Annotated in this window: 14 protein-coding genes; 6 read left to right on the top strand and 8 right to left on the bottom strand. The window is 44.6% G+C overall.

Annotation, left to right across the window (positions count from 1 at the left end; all coding sequences use genetic code 11):
* Positions 1-24: 24 nt before the first annotated feature.
* The 4 genes from B9A32_RS06500 to B9A32_RS06485 all read left to right on the top strand — a co-directional run bounded on the left by B9A32_RS06500 (position 25) and on the right by B9A32_RS06485 (position 3,210).
* Positions 25-552 carry a 4Fe-4S dicluster domain-containing protein gene (locus B9A32_RS06500; RefSeq protein WP_084067667.1) on the top strand — a complete coding sequence of 176 codons (528 nt, stop codon included), beginning with the start codon at positions 25-27 and terminating at the stop codon, positions 550-552.
* A gap of 68 nt (positions 553-620) precedes the next feature.
* The gene (locus tag B9A32_RS06495; protein WP_084067666.1) at positions 621-1,484 is read left to right on the top strand and encodes a CoB--CoM heterodisulfide reductase iron-sulfur subunit B family protein; all 864 of its coding nucleotides are present in this window, start codon (positions 621-623) and stop codon (positions 1,482-1,484) included.
* A gap of 191 nt (positions 1,485-1,675) precedes the next feature.
* The gene (locus tag B9A32_RS06490; RefSeq protein WP_084067665.1) at positions 1,676-1,975 is read left to right on the top strand and encodes a helix-turn-helix domain-containing protein; all 300 of its coding nucleotides are present in this window, start codon (positions 1,676-1,678) and stop codon (positions 1,973-1,975) included.
* Positions 1,972-3,210, top strand: a complete 1,239-nt coding sequence (locus B9A32_RS06485; RefSeq protein ID WP_084067664.1) for a type II toxin-antitoxin system HipA family toxin — start codon at positions 1,972-1,974, stop codon at positions 3,208-3,210. The genes B9A32_RS06490 and B9A32_RS06485 overlap by 4 nt, the downstream gene beginning before the upstream one ends.
* Before the next feature lie 235 nt (positions 3,211-3,445).
* Here B9A32_RS06485 and B9A32_RS06480 read toward each other — a convergent pair whose 3' ends face one another.
* The 7 genes from B9A32_RS06480 to tmcD all read right to left on the bottom strand — a co-directional run bounded on the left by B9A32_RS06480 (position 3,446) and on the right by tmcD (position 12,020).
* Positions 3,446-5,068, bottom strand: a complete 1,623-nt coding sequence (locus B9A32_RS06480) for an ATP-binding response regulator (RefSeq protein ID WP_170923727.1) — start codon at positions 5,066-5,068, stop codon at positions 3,446-3,448.
* Positions 5,069-5,271: 203 nt separating this feature from the next.
* A complete protein-coding gene (locus B9A32_RS06475; RefSeq protein ID WP_084067803.1) occupies positions 5,272-7,563 on the bottom strand; it encodes an ATP-binding protein in 2,292 nt (763 codons plus the stop codon).
* A 212-nt stretch (positions 7,564-7,775) separates the two neighbouring features.
* Complete coding sequence (gene divK, locus B9A32_RS06470; protein ID WP_084067662.1) at positions 7,776-8,132, bottom strand: DVU0259 family response regulator domain-containing protein; 357 nt, start codon at positions 8,130-8,132, stop codon at positions 7,776-7,778.
* 34 nt (positions 8,133-8,166) lie between these two features.
* Positions 8,167-8,550 carry an acidic tetraheme cytochrome c3 TmcA gene (gene tmcA, locus B9A32_RS06465; RefSeq protein WP_084067661.1) on the bottom strand — a complete coding sequence of 128 codons (384 nt, stop codon included), beginning with the start codon at positions 8,548-8,550 and terminating at the stop codon, positions 8,167-8,169.
* 17 nt (positions 8,551-8,567) lie between these two features.
* The gene (gene tmcB / locus B9A32_RS06460; RefSeq protein ID WP_084067660.1) at positions 8,568-9,902 is read right to left on the bottom strand and encodes an electron transfer complex ferredoxin TmcB; all 1,335 of its coding nucleotides are present in this window, start codon (positions 9,900-9,902) and stop codon (positions 8,568-8,570) included.
* A 179-nt stretch (positions 9,903-10,081) separates the two neighbouring features.
* The gene (gene tmcC / locus B9A32_RS06455) at positions 10,082-10,741 is read right to left on the bottom strand and encodes a TmcC family electron transfer complex membrane anchor subunit (RefSeq protein ID WP_084067659.1); all 660 of its coding nucleotides are present in this window, start codon (positions 10,739-10,741) and stop codon (positions 10,082-10,084) included.
* Between the two features lies 1 nt (position 10,742).
* The gene (tmcD, locus tag B9A32_RS06450) at positions 10,743-12,020 is read right to left on the bottom strand and encodes an electron transfer complex subunit TmcD (RefSeq protein ID WP_084067657.1); all 1,278 of its coding nucleotides are present in this window, start codon (positions 12,018-12,020) and stop codon (positions 10,743-10,745) included.
* A gap of 332 nt (positions 12,021-12,352) precedes the next feature.
* Here tmcD and B9A32_RS06445 point away from each other — a divergent pair, with 332 nt between their 5' ends.
* Together B9A32_RS06445 and B9A32_RS06440 are read left to right on the top strand one after the other, a co-directional pair.
* A complete protein-coding gene (locus B9A32_RS06445) occupies positions 12,353-13,528 on the top strand; it encodes an SPOR domain-containing protein (RefSeq protein ID WP_084067655.1) in 1,176 nt (391 codons plus the stop codon).
* Positions 13,529-13,775: 247 nt separating this feature from the next.
* Positions 13,776-14,657 carry a phosphoribosylaminoimidazolesuccinocarboxamide synthase gene (locus tag B9A32_RS06440; RefSeq protein ID WP_084067652.1) on the top strand — a complete coding sequence of 294 codons (882 nt, stop codon included), beginning with the start codon at positions 13,776-13,778 and terminating at the stop codon, positions 14,655-14,657.
* Between the two features lie 439 nt (positions 14,658-15,096).
* Here the strand turns inward: B9A32_RS06440 and fusA are convergent, their stop codons facing one another.
* A complete protein-coding gene (gene fusA / locus B9A32_RS06435) occupies positions 15,097-17,166 on the bottom strand; it encodes an elongation factor G (RefSeq protein ID WP_084067649.1) in 2,070 nt (689 codons plus the stop codon).
* Positions 17,167-17,373 lie beyond the last annotated feature (207 nt).

Raw genomic sequence — 17,373 nt, 5'->3', positions numbered from 1 at the left:
CATAAAAAAAAAGGAACAAAAAATATGATCACCACAACCCACATAAAGGAGTTACTCAGTACCTGCATGCAATGCGGTACTTGCACGGCATCCTGCCCCAATGCCTTTGCCATGGACATGCCCCCCCGGAAGCTGTGGCGCCTGGTGCTCATGGACCGCACCGAAGATATTTTTAACAGCAATACATTTGCCCTTTGTTCCACCTGTTATTTCTGCACTTTAAGGTGTCCCAGGGGGTTGCCACTGACCCGGGCCATGTCCCTTTTAAAGGAACAGGCATTTAAGGCAAAAACCCCTGGATATAAAAAAGGGACCGCATTTTATGGCAGTTTCATGGAAAGTGTCCGCCGCCATGGCAGGGTCCGGGAAACTGAGTTCATGACCCTTTACTTCATGGCCATGAAAAACCCTTTGCTGCCCCTGGAATTTACCGGTATCGGCTTAAAGCTCATGAAAAAAAACAAGGTGGCCATCCAGCTGCCCTCCCGTGCGGATGGGTCCAACCTGGATCGTTTGTTCCAGAAAGTAAGGGAAATTGAGGATAGAGCTTAATACTTTGTAAATTCTTAATAACTGCCAGGGGCAGACCGTATTTTGACTTTAAATTGTAAGAGGAAACCATGAAATATATTTATTATCCGGGTTGTTCCCTTGAAGAATCTGCCATTGAATATGATGGTGCCACCCGGGCACTTATGGCGGAACTGGGCGAAGAACTCATTGATATTGAAGATTGGAACTGCTGTGGTGCCACTGCGGCTGAACCCATGAGTGAGCTGCTTTCCTTTGTGCTGCCTGCCCGCAACATTGCCCTGGCCGAAAAAATAAAAAACGCCGGGGATATCCTGGTGCCCTGTAGTGCCTGTTACCTTAATCTTAAAAAGGTTATGGTGGAAAGGGACAAGGATGAAAATTTGAGCCATAACATTGATGAGGCCCTGGCCGTGGACGATTTAAAGATAAAGGGAACCCGCCGGGTTCGGCACTTGCTGGATGTTCTGGCCCATGATATCGGTGCCGCAAGGATTGCACAAGGAGTGATGAATCCTTTGAAGGGTCTTAAAATTGCCCCCTATTACGGGTGTCAATGCCTTCGTCCCTATGGCGGATTTGATGATCCGGAGGAACCTGTCACCATGACAGGCCTTATTGAGGCCTGCGGTGCAGATGTTTTTCCCTGGGATTCGTCGGCCGTCTGCTGCGGAGCTTCGGGCATGAACACCAAACGGGAGGTGTCAGGTAAGCTGGTGCAGAAAATTTTGATGGATGCCAGGGGAGCCGATGCCATTGTAACTGTGTGTCCCATGTGTCAGATGAATCTGGAGGGATTCCAGAAAAGTGTTGCCAGGGGAACCAGTGAAGATCTTTCCATCACTGTTTTGTATCTGCCCCAGCTTCTTGGACTTGCCATGGGGCTTTCTGAAGAAGCGGTTATGCTTCATAAGAATCTTGCTGTGGCGGATACCTTTCTTGAAGTGTTGTAAATTTTATGGGAATAATGACGTCAGAATTTGAAATCAACCGAATCTGACTCACTTAGTTCACCAGAGTCCGGTATCTCTAATTAATGGGCTGCGGCTTCATGGTAGTTGTTTTAATTGACAAAATATTGTCTATAGTCTAAAATAAAAGCATTTATTTGATAAAAAATTAGCCATTATTTTTTGTGAGAATTATGCTCTATTCTTTGTATACACCAGAAGAAATATCCCAAGAGCTTGCCCAAAAGCTTAAAGCCCTGCGCCTGCAAAAACGGTGGAAACGCAGTACATTGGCAATACGTTCCAATGTGACCGAGGCATCATTGAAGCGATTTGAGCAGACGGGAAAAGTTTCCCTGGAAAATTTTTTAAAGCTTGTTTTTGCCTTGGACAGGCTTGACGAAATGCAGGCAATCCTCCAACCTGCGGTGCCAAACTCCATAAAAGAACTCGAACAAATTGAGCAGAAAAAGCCCAGGCGGGGAACCATTTGAAAAAAGTCAATGTAATTTATCGCAGGGGAAAAAACGATACTTTTCCTGTTGGGCAATTGGCAGTGTCCGGACATAAGGTTTATTTTGAGTATGACTCTTCCTTTCTTGCGGATCCTCTGTGGTTATCCCCATTTAAATTGCCGCCAAAACCAGGGCTTTTTGAACATACAGATCGAAATTTTGGACCGTTATTTGGTTTGTTTGATGATTCGCTGCCCGATGGGTGGGGATTAATGCTCATGGATCGTTTTTTTACAAAACAGGGCATTGATGCGGCCGGTGTGTCCATACTCCATCGCCTGGCCTTTTTGGGCACTGCCACCATGGGAGCGCTCACCTACGAGCCTGCTCTGACCCATGAAAAAAATTCTTCCAGCGCATTTGATCTTCAGTTGCTCGCAGAACAGTCCCGACAAATTTTAAAAGGTCAAAGTGAGACAGTGCTTCCCCAGCTCATGCGGGCAGGCGGTAGCCCTGGTGGTGCCCGGCCCAAAGTTCTTGTGGGTGTAGGTGGAGAAAAGATCATATCCGGTGAGGAAGATCTGCCCGTGGGATATCAGCACTGGATTGTCAAGTTCAACTCTGGAAATGATCTGCCCGACGCCGGTGCCGTGGAATATGCATATTCGTTGATGGCCAAGGACGCTGGGATTATCATGCCGGAAACCCGTCTTTTTCGGACAAAGACAGGCGAATTATTTTTTGGGATAAAGCGATTTGACAGGCAGGTAAACCGCAGGTACCATGTTCATACTCTGGGGAATATGCTCCATGTTAATTATAGGATCCCCTCCATGGATTACCAGGCGTTCTTTAAGGTCATTAAAGTGCTGACGAAAAATCATCAAGATCTGCTTCGGGGATTCCGCCAAATGATTTTTAATGTGCTTTCCAACAATAGAGATGACCACGTTAAGAATTTTGCATTTATGATCAATGAATCCCGGGAATGGACCCTGACTCCGGCCTATGATTTAACCTATTCCCCGGGGCCGGGGGGAGAGCATTCCATGACAGTGGCCGGGGAGGGGCAACAACCAGGATCAGGGGATTTCATTCGATTGGGTAAGGAATTCGGGTTATCAACCAACGAAATCAATCACTGCCTGGAACGGGTTTTACTTGCAGTAAAAAAGTGGCGGAATCACGCCCAAATCGCCCATGTGATGGAAACAAGTAAAAATAAAATAGAGCAGATCATCAACCGAAACATCAAAGGGGCAAAGATCAATTAATATTCAAAAAAAGTCTCAAAGAAACCGGGAAATTGTATCTGCCCCAGCTTCTTGGACTTGCCATGGGGCTTTCTGAAGAAACGGTTATGCTTCATAAGACTCTTGCTGTGGCGGATACCTTTCTTGAAGTGTTGTAAGTCGATGTTCAAGGTTTTTTTAAAAGGTGTTACTGCGCTCGTATTCCAACCTGAATGATAATCCTACTTTTTTTCACTACAAAGATAGACAAATATATTCATTTGGGAAGAGTCACGGTAAATGTGGTACCTTTGTTTTTTTCAGAATCTATTTTAATAGTGCCTCCATGCTGATCAATGACATGCTTGGAAATATAAAGCCCCAATCCTGTACCGCCTTTTCCCTTGCCTGAATGAAAAAGGCAAAAGGCCTTTTCCATATCCTGGTTTTCCATTCCAATACCATTGTCTGTGATGGTAAATATTAGCTTTGAAGGTGTGCAGGAAACCGATAATTCAACAAAATATTTTTCTTTGGGGCTTTCATTTTTTTTGCCGTCAGTCACACAGGCATCAAGGGCATTGTCCAATATATTAATAAGGGCAGAATCCAGGGCCCCGGCATCGGCCATGAAGTTAAAATCCGGGTCCGGCAATTTTGACTTGAGTTCAATGGAAAGGTTTTTCGCCCGGGAATCCATGGTATTTAAAAGATCCCCGGCAAAATTCTTTGCTGATACCTTTTCTTTCTGAAGTTTCCTATCCTTTGCATAAAACAGAATATCCAGAATCATTTTTTTGATTTTGGCGGTCATCTGCTGCACCATCTGCAGTCCCTCCCGGGCCTGGTCCTGGTCTTCTTTTTTCAGGGCTGAATTTAAAAGATAAACCCCTCCGTCAAGACCGGTGAGAAGCCCTTTAATCCCATGGGATACCGAGCCGATCATCAATCCCAGTGAGGTGAGATGATCTTTAATGTCCATCACCTTTTGAATGTCCGTTGCCATGATAATTGCCTCAGAAACGGTTCCATCCCCATCCACAGCAATGGGGGCGGCCCAGGCAAGGCAGGGCAATTGTTCTTCATTGGCCAGGGTGTAACTGACCTCTATCTGATGGGATTCACCATCTTGAAAGGTGGCAAGGGCAGGGCATTCGGGGCAGGGCAGGGCGTTATTTCGACACACCCGATGGCAAAATTGTTCAGAATTATTTTCAAATAATTCTCCATTGATTTGTGAAGTCCCGTCACAGCTTTCAGGATCAGCACCGGTGCTTTTCAAGGTTTTGTTCCCAATTGCAAAGGTCTTTTTAAACAGGGCATTACCGGTTTTAATTTTAAATGTCCGGTCCACCACAAAAACAATCAGGGGAAGATTTTCCATGGATTCAAGAATCTCTTTTTTATCATCCCCCCGGGCAGGGTGGCTTGCAAGGGCATTGGATTTTTCCAATACCATGGATTCAAGGCTTTCTGTGTAGGCTTTCAGCCCCTGACGGATTTTTTGTTTTTTCTTTGCCCGGGAAATGGCAATCTCAAGGGTGGTGACATCCACCGGCTTGGTGATGAACTCCACGGCCTCATTTCTAAAACTTTCAATGGCAAGGTCCATGTCTCCATGGCCGGTGATCATGATGATTTCAGTTTCCGGAGAAATCTGTTTGATTTTTTTCAACAGCTCAATACCGTCCATGCCCGGCATTTTAATATCAGTGAGCACCATGGGGAAATCAGCTGCGACAAATTGTTCCAATGCGTCCTTGCCGTTTTCAGCAGTGGTGACATCGTATCCCATATCTTCCAGGGCAATGGTGAGGACATCCCGGATATCTTCTTCATCATCCACAAGCAGAATCCGTTGGGGCAGGTCGGTGATATTATTATCAGAATTTAGATTCATTGGATTCATTATCCTCTTTTTTAAACAATTCTCCAAGCTTATTTCCTACAGAGCCCCCCGAAGGGCAATGGGAACCGGCCAATTGAGCTGTCTACATCATTGCCCCCTCGGGGGGGCGGCATAATGCCATTTTCTATCTTCAGTATTTGTTGTGGCTGGAGGTTATAACTAAAAAAAACAAACATTTTAACCTCCTGTTATACTCATGCCACACCCGGCAGAACAATCTGAAACAATGTCCCTTCCGGCGATGTCTCTTTGATTTTAATGGTTCCCTTACTCTCCTTGATGATACCATAGCTGATGGAAAGCCCCAGACCGGTTCCCTTACCCACCTCCTTGGTGGTGAAAAAAGGCTGGAATATTTTTTCAGCCACCTGGTCGGGAATGCCGGTGCCGGTATCTTTAATCTCAATGATAAGCTGATGATTAACAAAATTATAACTTTTAACGGATATCTCTTTTTGCCGGTTGAGTCCGTGGTATTCCATTTTTGTTTTTTCTTCAATGGCATCCCGGGCATTGATGAGTAAATTAATAAACACCTGTTCCAATCGACCGGGATCGGCCATGACACTGGGCAGATCTTTTCCCAGATCCCAGGATACCTCAATGCCCCGGACCTTGAGTTGCTGGCTGAATATTTCATAGGCATTGCGTAATATGCCATTGACCTCCACGGGCTGGAGGTTGGTGTCGGATTTTCGGGAAAAATCCCGCATATGGGTAATAATTCTGGAGGCCCGGTCCACATTGGAATCGATTTTAACAAGCAGACGATGGAGAATATCCGGCTTAATGGACTCTTCTTTTTCAATTTTGGATCGACAAAAACTGGAGGATGTTTTAATCACCGAAAGGGGTTGGTTTAACTCATGGGCCACCCCGGTGGCCATCTCTCCCAAGGTGGCAAGCTTGGCAGCTTGGTTAAATTGCGCTTCGGTTTCCAAGCGATGGGTGATATCCGAAGTGGTCACCAGAAGCACCTTTTGCCCGGGATATTCCGACAGGGAAATCCAGATATCCACGGGGATAATAACATCATCATTTTTTTTATGCCAGGCTTTGTTCATGATCCGGGTTTTCTTAATGGTCTCCATTAATGTCTGGGGATCTTCCAGGGGGGTATCCTCATGTTGGGCAAAAAGTGTAATAAAAGATTTGCCAAGTAACACCTTTTCTGGGTACCCGTAAACCTGTTTGACACTCTCATTGCAGTTGAGAATTTTCAGGGTATCATAATCCAGCACAAACACCGGGTTGGGAATATTGTTAAATATGGCATGGTACTTTTTTTCAGAGGCTTCGGCCCGCTGTTCCAACAATTTGCGCTGGGTGATATCCAGGTTGATCTCCATGGCTGCCACGATGTTGCCCCGGGTGTCACGCACCGGGGAAGTTCTGACAATCCAGTGCTCCATGGTGCCGTCCCGGCCCCGGCCCAGTTCTTCGGAATAGTGGGACTTTCCATCGGCAAAGGTTTTTTCCACCGGGCAATTATCGCATTTGGTTTTTCTGCCTTTATATGCCTGGTAACAATAATCTCCGGGACTGGGGTTATATTTGGTGTAAAATTCCCGGTTAAAATTAATCAATTTAAAATCCCGATTCTGCACCGTGATGAGGCAGGGGACATTTTCAAACAAAGTCTGATATTCGTTTTTCTGTTTGGTCAGTTCCATTTGGTTGTCAAAGATACGCCGGCGCATGGTGTGAAATGCCGTGGCCAGTTGCCCGATTTCACTGTGAGGATCGGTTTTTATCAGATGACGTCCGTTTCTGTCTGTGATGTGACGGGTCTCCTCGGTGAGCAGACCAAGGGGATGGATGACAAATTTATATACAAATAAAAAAATACACAGGGAGGGAACAATGATGATGGCCACAGCCAGCAGAAAAATACTTTGTTCATATTTGATGATTTCTGCATCGGTGTCTTTCAGGGAGATGACCACATCCAGGGCTCCCAATACCTTATCTTCACTGTTGTGAAAATGACACTTTTCCGAACAGCCCGGCTCGTTGTAAATGGGTGTGATAATACCCAGCTGACGTTCACCGTCAGATGTTTGAAACAGGCGGCGGCGCTGGGCAAGGGAAAGTTTCACCAGGGGAGGGGATGTTTGATGGCACACCTGGCAGGTCCAGGAGGTCATCTCTTCGGTGCGATCCACCTCCGAGGGAATATTGGAAAATTTAATTTCGCCGCTTTTATTGGTGATGCGGACATTTTCAATGCCCTTTTGGGTGGCGGTGTTTTTAATGATCTGATTGATGTCATCCCTGGAGTTGAGCATCATTGAGTAGTGGGTACCCAGGCGGATTGTTTTGCTGATACGATCGGCAATATCAGTATTGTCATCCAGGGATTTATTGCGCTGGTACCGGATGGTGAAAAAGGCCCAGGTGGCAATGGCCACAAGACAGATACACCCCATTATTAAAATAAGCTTAAAAACAAGGCTGTGCTGTATTTGGCTGATTATTTTTTTCATTGGAGCATCAAAATTTGATGAACCTGTAAAAGCTCGGCCCATGAAATCCCGGCGACGTTATGCACAGGCTTGGAATCTATTATCCACAACATTAAGAATGGACATTAAGACTTTTTACGAAATCATCAAACTTTGTTCCTTAAAAACAGGTTTATGTACCTCCGACGGTTTTGGGACCGGAGCCATTCACCGTCGGGGCACATGATATCATTTTATCCAATGGTGTTTTTAACAATACCCACCAGTTTTTCAGGATCAAAGGGTTTGGAAAGCCAGGTAATGGCTTTGTCAATGGAAAGGTGACGACTGGCAAGCCCGCTGATAACAATCACGGGAATGTCTTTGAATTTTTCCTGTTTGGACAGCCTGCGAAAAAATTTAGGCCCCCATTCTCCATTGGGCATTTCAAGATCCAGGGTGATAAGGTCCGGATTTTCCTGTTTCATCACTTCAAATGCCTCTCCACCTTCATTGGCGGAACAGGTTTCATAGCCGTTGTCATTAAAAATATTGGTCAGGTACTTTACGATGGTGGGATCATCATCCACCACAAGTATTTTTTTAGTCATTTCAGCCTCCCTTGAATTCTGTTTTCATTGAATTCTATTTCTTATGACATTCACCACAGGTCACAGGACCGCTCTTACGTTCCAGATGACAACCGCGACACCGATCATGGTAACGGGCAATCAACGCCATCTGCTTTGAATCACCTTCAACCGCATGGCATTCTGAACAGGTGGAATCTTCTGAGGTCTCATCCGCCACAAGCTTACCGTCTTCATATACATGGTGACATACGGCACAATCTTCAATGCCTGCATTGTCGTTGTGATCATCATGGGAAAAGCAGACAAAAGGTCTTTTGTTATTTTCAAAAACGTCGGCATCAATATCCATGCAGTCATTGCACCAGGCAGCAAAGGAGATCAGACTTATGGCAAATATCATGGCTACTATTTTAAAGGTTCTGGGTCTTATTTTCAATTTAAATCTCCTTTGGCCTATTCTGGAAGTTCCAGGATTTCATAAATAATATCTCCAAAGAACTTCAACTCCATGTCAATGCCATAGTGGTGGATGATGTCCTCCAGACCGCCGTGGCAGTTGTGACACGGTGCAATGACCACCTCTGCCCCCTTTGCCTTGGCTGCAAATAACTGTTCTGCCTTGATTTTTCCGCTGTCCACCCGGGCATTTTTAAAGGGAGGGCCGCAGTTGATAACACCGCCACCGGCCACGCAGCAATAATTGTGCTCCCGGTTGGGGGTCATCTCAATAAAGTTTTTACAGGTGGCGTTAACAATATTTCTGGACATCTCATGCAGTCCCCGGCCCCGGACAATGTTGCAGGGGTCATGGAGGGTCACGGGACGGTCAAACTTCTTTTTGATTTTGATTTTTTCCTTCACAAAAAGATCATTATAATACTCTATGGCGTGGATTACTTCCAAGGGGGGCATTTTCCATCCCAATGCACGGTTTCCCATGTCATAGACCGATCGAAATGCATGGCCGCATTCTCCCATGACAATTTTTTTTACTTTCAAATTTGCGGCGGCCTCAAAATGGGCTTTTTTCAATCGTTCCATCATTTCATAGTCACCGGTGTACATGCACATGTCGCTGTTGTCCCATCCCGGCATGGAGGGCATGGTCCAGTTTTCTCCTGCGGCATTCATGATCACAGCAGCCTGGTAGATGAGCTGGGCCCGGAACTTGGGTTCCGGACCGATGACGGAATAAAAAACATCGGCCCCTTCCTTGTCCAGGGGAATTCTTAAATTTTCCACCTCATCCTGTGCCTCTTCTTCCTGCCACATGAGGGTATCCACCCACTCGTCATCCTTGATCCACATCTGATTTTTGGTAACAGAGTGACTGTGGGCCGTGTCCTGGATATACAGGGGAACCACACCCAGTTTATGGCAGATGCGACGCATAACGGACATGACATAAGCAATGTCAAGGCCAAAGGGACAATACATGGCGCATCTTTTACAAAGATTGCATTGGGTGTAAGCAACCACAGCGGCATTTTCAATAAATTCCGGGGTCACCTTTCCTTTTTTACGGATGATTTCCCACAGGGTCTGCTTTACCTTGGCTGCAGGGGAGTATTTGGGATCTCTGTCATGGGCCAGAAAATAATGGCATCCGTCGCTGCAAAGCCCACAATGAACACAGGTATCCACATAAGTTTTAAGCCTGGCGCCTGTTTCACTTTTCAGGACTTGGTTAATAACGCGTTCTATTTTTTCAGGGGAGAGTTGTTCTATACCTTTTATAATCCCCTGGTCGTCTATGGCAGTGTCTTTGACTGCCTTTGATTCAGTCATGGCAACCTTCTTTAATATATAATAAAATTTAAATTTTGTTTAAAAACCTGAAATGGATAAAGTCAGTCCAATCATATCCCATATGGGCATATAGCTGCTTATTTGATGTTTTATGGGAGTAACCCGGATTCTCCCGACATTTATCCCTAAAAAAAATACGGGAAATACCAGGCTCTATTCTACCAGTCTTTTGCCATCCGGACACTTCCAAATTCAGACCCCATATATCCCCGGGTAAAGGGAAACAAAAACATGTGAAAAAGTTTTGTAAAGGGAATGGCAACCAGCATAATTTCACCGGAAAGGATGTGCAGTATTGTCATGGTGGGAAAACCGGCCCATTGATGATACACCCAGAATCCGGTTATAAATGGGGCCGCAACTATAAAAAGAATAAGATAATCCACAGCAGTGGTTAAATATCTTACTTCGGGCAGCATGATCCGTCTGTAAAGAAAAAAACCGCAGGAAAAAATAACAACAAGCGTCATGAGATCGGCCAAAACACCGGGGAGGGTGAACCAGCTGATATTAAAACTTTCCTTCCACATGATGACATGGGCAAAAACAAAAAGAGGCACCAGAAACAGACAGATATGAAAGGCAAATGTGACAACGGTCATGGCCGGGTTCAAGTTCATGTTCCGGGTACCGAACGGGGTGAGCCAGTGCCCAATGGATCTAAGGGCAAATTTAAGATTCATGTACTCAAATACCAGGGCATCTTTTTTCCGGGCCAGTGAATAAAGGGAATAAAACCGGAAAGCACTCCCGCCAATGAAAACAATGAAGGCCAGCCAGGCCAGAGGGCCGGTGACAAAGGAATAAATGGAATGCATATTACAACCCTCCTTTTACTGAAATAATCTCTCTGTGGTATCTATTTTTTTCAATTCCTTTTATCAATAATTTTGATCCGTCGGAACTGAAAACAGGAGATTCCAGGTGATCATATGCGGTTTTAAAAACAGTGCCATCCACCACCACATGGTAGGCACCGTTGATTTCAACTTTGGCAGCCACTTTGCGGCCATCTGGACTGAAAACCGGTTTCCAGGCCATGTCAAATTTATCTTCCCAGGCCCCGCCGTCCACGGCAATACCCCACTTGTTATCATCTTTAAACACGCAGGCAGCCCGTTTGCCGTCATCACTTAACACCGCATCTGTAAGATATTGGGAAAAAGTGATCTCCCAGGGAGTATCATCCACAGCCAGGGTCCATTTACCAAATTCACTGGCCACAATGGCGGCTATTTTTAATCCATCCCGGGAATAAAAATGATGCCACAACTGATGATATCCCCGATCCCATACAATATCACCGTCCTTTGCCAAAAACCATTTCCCATTGGTTTTCACAGGAGCGGTCACTGATTTATCCACAGGAGAAAAGCGGGGCATCCATACAGAGGTAAAGGATTTGTTCCAGGTTTTACCATCCACGGCAATGAAATAGTCCTGATAATTGGTTCGTACAGATGCGGCCACCCGTGCATTATCCCAAGAAAAGACAGGGTCCCAGACATTCATGAAATTGGTGCCCCAGGGGGTACCGTCCACCGCCACGGAGTAACACCCTTTTCTGAATTTAAAAATTTCACTTTCAAGCACAGGAATGGTTTCCACCACTGCGGCAGTGTGGTTTCCATCCGGACTCAAGGCCATATCTGTCAAACGCGAATAACTGTTTTCCCAGGGCACATCATTGGTGATAACAGAATATTGCAGTTCCTTCTGGGTGGAAACAGAAACGTGAGTCCCTGCGGGGTTAAAGGTCATATCCCATGCAAAATCATAGGTGTTTTCCCAGGGGGTATCATCGGTGGAAACCGTCCATTCAGCCATGTCTGAAATCAGGGCAGACAATCGATTGTCCGGCCCATACTTGAGATTCCATATTTTATCATAACTGTTTTCCCATGTGATAAAACTTCCATCCGCTCCCTGGGAACATATGGTGAATTCCATGTCTTCATTTTTTACAATGGCAGCGATATTTTCCCCGTGGGGACTGATTCGTGCCTCCTCCATGTAGGAAAATTCATTGTGCCATGGTTCAAGATCGGCCACCAGGCGTTTGCCTGTGTCCCAATCCCAGCTGTTGTTGTTGCTCATGTTAAGGTGCTCCTAAGTGAAAAAAGCAAGGTTAAATTTCATCGAAAGGTTTTTATACGAAATACTCCGCAAATCAGGGGCGTATTTCAAACTTCGCTGTGGGCAGAGCCGGATCAAAATAAAATCTGCCGGTGGCAGTTGTTAAAAGGATGATGCGGCATTAAATAGTAAATGTTCTTTTGCTTCATAGCATATAGATTTTTTTTGTAAAGGGTATTTCCCCGGGGACCCCATGCATTCAGGGATGTTTAATGTCCATACTGGAATGGTATTTCTTAAAATCTGAGTGTTGAAAAGTTTTTATCTTCATAGTATCCTGCAAATTCGATAATATGGCAAAACAGACTCAATATTTTGAAAAGGCGGTCTTTATCATGGGTTACCACATTATTATAGTTCTCTTTTTCCTTTTGATCTCAACCTGCAATGGGTATTCAGAATCAGGAAGTACCTTGTTTGACAATGGTATTGCAGAATTCCAAAAAGGTCGATATCAGGATGCAGTTTTTTGGTTCACCAAACTCATTGAACAGGAACCCTTTAATGCCAAGGCATATAAGAACCGAGGGGTGGCGAGATTAAGTCTTCAAAGTTATGATATCGGCAGAGGTGGCATTGATGACAAATCTAATCATTCAAATTCGCTGTATAATGAAGAATATATCAAAGCCTTGGAGGATTTCAACAGTGCACTGAACTTGGATCCAGAACTTGAAGGAATACATAGCAATATGGGTGTAGCTTGGTATTATAAGGGTGATTATGAAAAAGCAATTGCTGAATATGGAAAAGAAATCGAAAAACACCCTGAAAATCATAGCGCTTTTTTTAACCGGGCAATTGCCTGGGTGGAACTTAAGGAATATGAAAATGCATTAAGGGACTTGCAATCGGTATTAATGATCAAACCTGATGAATATTGGGCTATTGCCTATCAAGGAGATATTTATGCTGATACAAATAATTCTGAATTGGCCCGAAAGTCTTATCTTGCAGCCATGGAGTTAAACCCTGAGAATCAATACGCACGGGAAAAACTTTTATCTCTTAATGAGCTTGTTACAAAATCTGGAAAAATTAACAATTCACATTCCTTTACAAGCGCATCAAACAATGCGTCAAAATCTGCTATGTCCACAGCCAATTTTAAAAAAAAGAGTTCCATGAAAAAGATGAATGCTACTATTCCGCAAAAAAATGATATTGAAATCTCCACTGTATCCACCAAAACACCAGTACCTCTTCCTGATAAAAAGATAAAAACACCCAAATTCACTGTACAGCTGGGAGCATTTTTAGACAGTAAAAATTCAGAGAATTTGGTTGAGAATCTTAAACGAAAAGGGTATGAACCCCGGGTACTTAAACTAAAGGATAAAAAAAATCGCCTATGGACCCTTGTGAGAACAGGTGGGTTTCAAAGTGCGCTTTTGGCAAAAAAAACAGTTGAAAAGCTTCAAAATGATTTTAAAATTAATGCAGTAGTTCGTCCTGTGGGGGAATTTTAATTCCCTGAATGGTGGATAAGCCTTTGGAGTGGAAAAAAAAAAGGCATTGTGGTATGATTCATTTCTGCTTATCCAACTATAATGTGGTAAAAATAATCAATTTAAAAACTTAACAGCCATTCATCCTTCATATAGTCTGAAAATTACACTGACGGGAAGGTAAGTGTATATTTTTCGAACAAATTTTTCTGAAAACAGCTAATGCATGAAGATGCTGACATTCAAAATTAAAATACAGGAGTCTCAAATGACCCAACCGATACTTGAAACAAATTTTGAAAATCTTAACATGGTGAGAAAAGGCAAAGTCCGGGACATATATGACCTGGGGGACACCCTTCTCATGGTCACCACAGACAGACTTTCCGCCTTTGATGTGGTGCTTCCCAACGGCATTCCCGATAAAGGAAAGGTTTTGACACAAATTTCCGCATTCTGGTTCAAGGAGATGGAAGATCTCATTGGCAATCATCTCATCACCCATGAAGTGGATCAGTTCCCGGAAATATGCAAGCCCTATGCAGAAATACTTGAGGGCAGAAGCATGCTGGTGAAAAAGGCAGAGCCCCTTCCTGTGGAATGCATTGTCCGGGGATACATCTCCGGTTCAGGCTGGAAATCATATCAAAAAGAAGGACATGTCTGCGGCATTGCCCTGCCCGATGGATTAAAAGAATCTGATAAGCTGCCCCAGCCCCTTTATACCCCATCCACCAAGGCGGAGGTGGGAGATCACGACATTAATGTGGATTTTGATCACACTGTGAAACTTCTTGGAAAAAAGCGTGCGGAAAAACTAAGGGACCTTAGCCTGGCCATCTATAACAGAGGCGTGGAAAAAGCCCTTGCAAAAAATATTATCATTGCCGACACCAAATTTGAGTTTGGTGTGGTGGACGGTGAAATTATTCTCATTGATGAAGTGCTGACCCCGGATTCTTCCCGATTCTGGCCCCAGGCAACTTACTGCCCCGGCGGTGCCCAGAAAAGTTTTGACAAACAATTCACCCGGGATTGGCTGGAATCCTCCGGCTGGGATAAAAAAGCGCCCGGTCCCGAACTTCCCGCAGAGGTCATTAAACACACCTCGGAAAAATACATGGAAGTTCTTGGGCTTATCACGGGATAAAAAAATATCCGGGGATTTGCTTAATATATCGGCATGTTTCATTTTTCAGTTTACACTTTTCAGGCAGATGTACCCATTTCCCGGGAAAACTTGATGAAAAAGGGGAATATTACCCGTTTCTCCCCAGTGTATCTTTTGAGCGCATAAAGCATTAATCTTTAATCTTTACTCAAAAACAATTGAATTTGAGCTGGATGCCCTGTCCTACGAGCATAAAATATGACGGTTGGGAAAAACAGGTAATGCTCCCATGTGAAAGATGCCAAGATATTGCATTAAAAAAGGTGACAGGCAAATGCCTGGCACCTTTAGAGTTTGTTTAAAAAAAGACAAAACCACTACAGTCTCATGGGAACGAACCCGGATTTTAAAAAATCGGTTCTCGTTCCCATGGGACTTTACTTTGATTTACCGGTTTTTAAGCAGTTTCTTATAAAACCTATTCTTCCTCTTCTGCCTTGATTTTATCAATGACCTTCTGGGAAAGTTCGCCCGGAACCTCGTCATAATGACCAAATTCCATGGTAAATGTTCCCCGGCCGCCGGTCATGGATCTCAGATCCGGCGCATATCTCAGGAATTCCGCCATGGGAACATTGGCGTTAATCACCTGTTTTTCTCCCAGGGTATCCATACCAAGCACACGACCCCGTCGGGAATTGAGATCTCCCATAATATCACCGGTGAACTCATCGGGAACCACAATGGACACATTCATGATGGGTTCCAAAAGAACTGCTTTGGCCTGTTCCGCTGCTTTTTTAAAGGCAATGGAGCCCGCCATTTTAAAAGCCATTTCCGATGAATCAACAGAGTGGTAGCTACCGTCATCCACGGTCACCTTGAAATCCACACAGGGGAATCCTGCCAGAAGTCCCTTTTCAGATGCTTCCACCACACCTTTTTCCACGGCAGGGATATAGGTTCTGGGAATGGAGCCGCCCACAATGGCATCCACAAATTCAAATCCTTTCCCTTTGGCAATGGGCTCCAAAGTGATCCAGCAGTCGCCAAACTGTCCATGGCCGCCGGACTGTTTTTTATGTTTTCCCTGGACCCGAATTTTTCTTTTAAAGGTTTCCCGATAGGGCACCTTGGGGGTTTTAATGCCCATTTCCACATTGAATTTTCGCTTGATTTTTTCAATGGTGGTTTCAATGTGCACAAGACCGCGGCCGGAAAGGATGGTTTCGTTGGTCTCTGCTTCCCGTTTGAGCTGAAGGCCTGTGTCTTCCTCAAGAATTTTTCTCAGGGCTCCATGGATTTTATCTTCATCGCCCTTGTTTTTGGAATAAACCGCAAAGGAAATCACCGGAGGCATGGGAGCAGGGGCCTCAAAGGTAATCTCTTTATCATCACTCATGGTGTCACCGGTGAAAGTTTCTTTGAGCTTTGCAACGGCCACGATGGCACCGGGCAGGGCTTCGGTGATGGGGGTCTGTTCCTTGCCCTGGATTTCCAGAAGCTGTGTAAATCGTTCCTTAGTGTTTTTATTTACATTAAGAAAATTTCCCTCTTTGCCCAGGGTACCGGAAATAACCCGGAACAGGGACAGTCTGCCGGCATAGGGATCAACAATGGTGTTAAAAACATAACCATAAAACGCACCGTCGGGATCAGGAGCGATTTCCACAGGTTCTCCTGCGTCATCTTTGGCAATCCATGCACCGCGATCCAGGGGGGAGGGCATGCTGGTGTTAATGAAATCAAAGAGAAGATCAATGCCCACAAAATTAGTGGCAGAACCGCACAGAACCGGAGAGAAATCACAGGCCAGAATGCCTTTTCTAAAGGTGGCTTTTAATTCATCCTCTGTGAGCTCTTCACCTTCGAGATATTTTTCCAGCAGATCATCATCAAGTTCTGCAATGTTCTCCACAAAGGATTCCCGGGCGGTTTCATAGGCATCTGCCATTTCTGCCGGGATATCGGTCTGGGTGGATTTGCCTTTATCATCATAGATATAGGCTTTGCCCGAAATGATGTCCACAATGCCCTTGAAATCATCCATTTGACCAATGGGGAGCTGAACAATAATGGTTTTTCTTTTAAGGGTGTTTTCACAGGTAACGGCCATTTCATCCACATTGGCCCGCTCTTTATCCATCTTATTGATGAAAAGTACCGATGGCAGGGAATGCTCTTCCACACATACGGCCACCTCTTCGGTCATGGCACTGGGACCATCCACGCCGTCCACAACTATGATAACACCGTCGGCAGCGGGGATACAGGTTTTTGCAGAGGAAAAGAAGTTCTGGTCTCCCGGGGTATCCATCAGGGTAATATGGTGCTTTTTCCAGGTATATTTGTGGAAAGCACTGCTTACACTTTGCTGTTTTCTCACTTCTTCCGGCTGGAAATCCATGGCGGTGTTGCCCTCTTCAACCTTACCCAGACGCTTGATAACCCCAGCGCTGAAAAGCATTGATTCAGCCAGAGAAGTTTTACCCGCACCCCCATGACCTGCCAGAGCGATGTTTCTCAATTTTGCGATTTGTTCCGTCATTACAGCTCCTTTTCCAGTGATTGACTCAAGTTTTAGAAATATGCTTTTTAAAAATGAACTCAGACATTTTCATTTAAATTTTCATTGGGCAGACGTGCTTTGACCCTTGTTTCAACTGCAATAAATCATGTCTGATACCATAGAATCTGCCAACTTCAAAATTTGAGTGATTAATAAATTGAATCAAGAATTTACATATATCAATTT

The organism is Desulfocicer vacuolatum DSM 3385 (assembly GCF_900176365.1).
GTDB lineage: Bacteria > Desulfobacterota > Desulfobacteria > Desulfobacterales > Desulfobacteraceae > Desulfocicer > Desulfocicer vacuolatum.
Note: the sequence above shows the minus strand (reverse complement) of the source record. Positions and strands in the feature narration are given on the sequence as shown.

What these genes read in the sequence shown, in the direction of transcription:
- B9A32_RS06475 (WP_084067803.1), bottom strand. Translation starts at nt 7,563, where the DNA reads ATGAAAAAAATAATCAGCCAAATACAGCACAGCCTTGTTTTTAAGCTT.
- B9A32_RS06440 (WP_084067652.1), top strand. Translation starts at nt 13,776, where the DNA reads ATGACCCAACCGATACTTGAAACAAATTTTGAAAATCTTAACATGGTG.
- tmcB (WP_084067660.1), bottom strand. Translation starts at nt 9,902, where the DNA reads ATGACTGAATCAAAGGCAGTCAAAGACACTGCCATAGACGACCAGGGG.
- B9A32_RS06445 (WP_084067655.1), top strand. Translation starts at nt 12,353, where the DNA reads ATGGCAAAACAGACTCAATATTTTGAAAAGGCGGTCTTTATCATGGGT.
- tmcC (WP_084067659.1), bottom strand. Translation starts at nt 10,741, where the DNA reads ATGCATTCCATTTATTCCTTTGTCACCGGCCCTCTGGCCTGGCTGGCC.
- fusA (WP_084067649.1), bottom strand. Translation starts at nt 17,166, where the DNA reads ATGACGGAACAAATCGCAAAATTGAGAAACATCGCTCTGGCAGGTCAT.
- B9A32_RS06500 (WP_084067667.1), top strand. Translation starts at nt 25, where the DNA reads ATGATCACCACAACCCACATAAAGGAGTTACTCAGTACCTGCATGCAA.
- B9A32_RS06490 (WP_084067665.1), top strand. Translation starts at nt 1,676, where the DNA reads ATGCTCTATTCTTTGTATACACCAGAAGAAATATCCCAAGAGCTTGCC.
- B9A32_RS06480 (WP_170923727.1), bottom strand. Translation starts at nt 5,068, where the DNA reads ATGAATCTAAATTCTGATAATAATATCACCGACCTGCCCCAACGGATT.
- divK (WP_084067662.1), bottom strand. Translation starts at nt 8,132, where the DNA reads ATGACTAAAAAAATACTTGTGGTGGATGATGATCCCACCATCGTAAAG.
- B9A32_RS06495 (WP_084067666.1), top strand. Translation starts at nt 621, where the DNA reads ATGAAATATATTTATTATCCGGGTTGTTCCCTTGAAGAATCTGCCATT.
- tmcD (WP_084067657.1), bottom strand. Translation starts at nt 12,020, where the DNA reads ATGAGCAACAACAACAGCTGGGATTGGGACACAGGCAAACGCCTGGTG.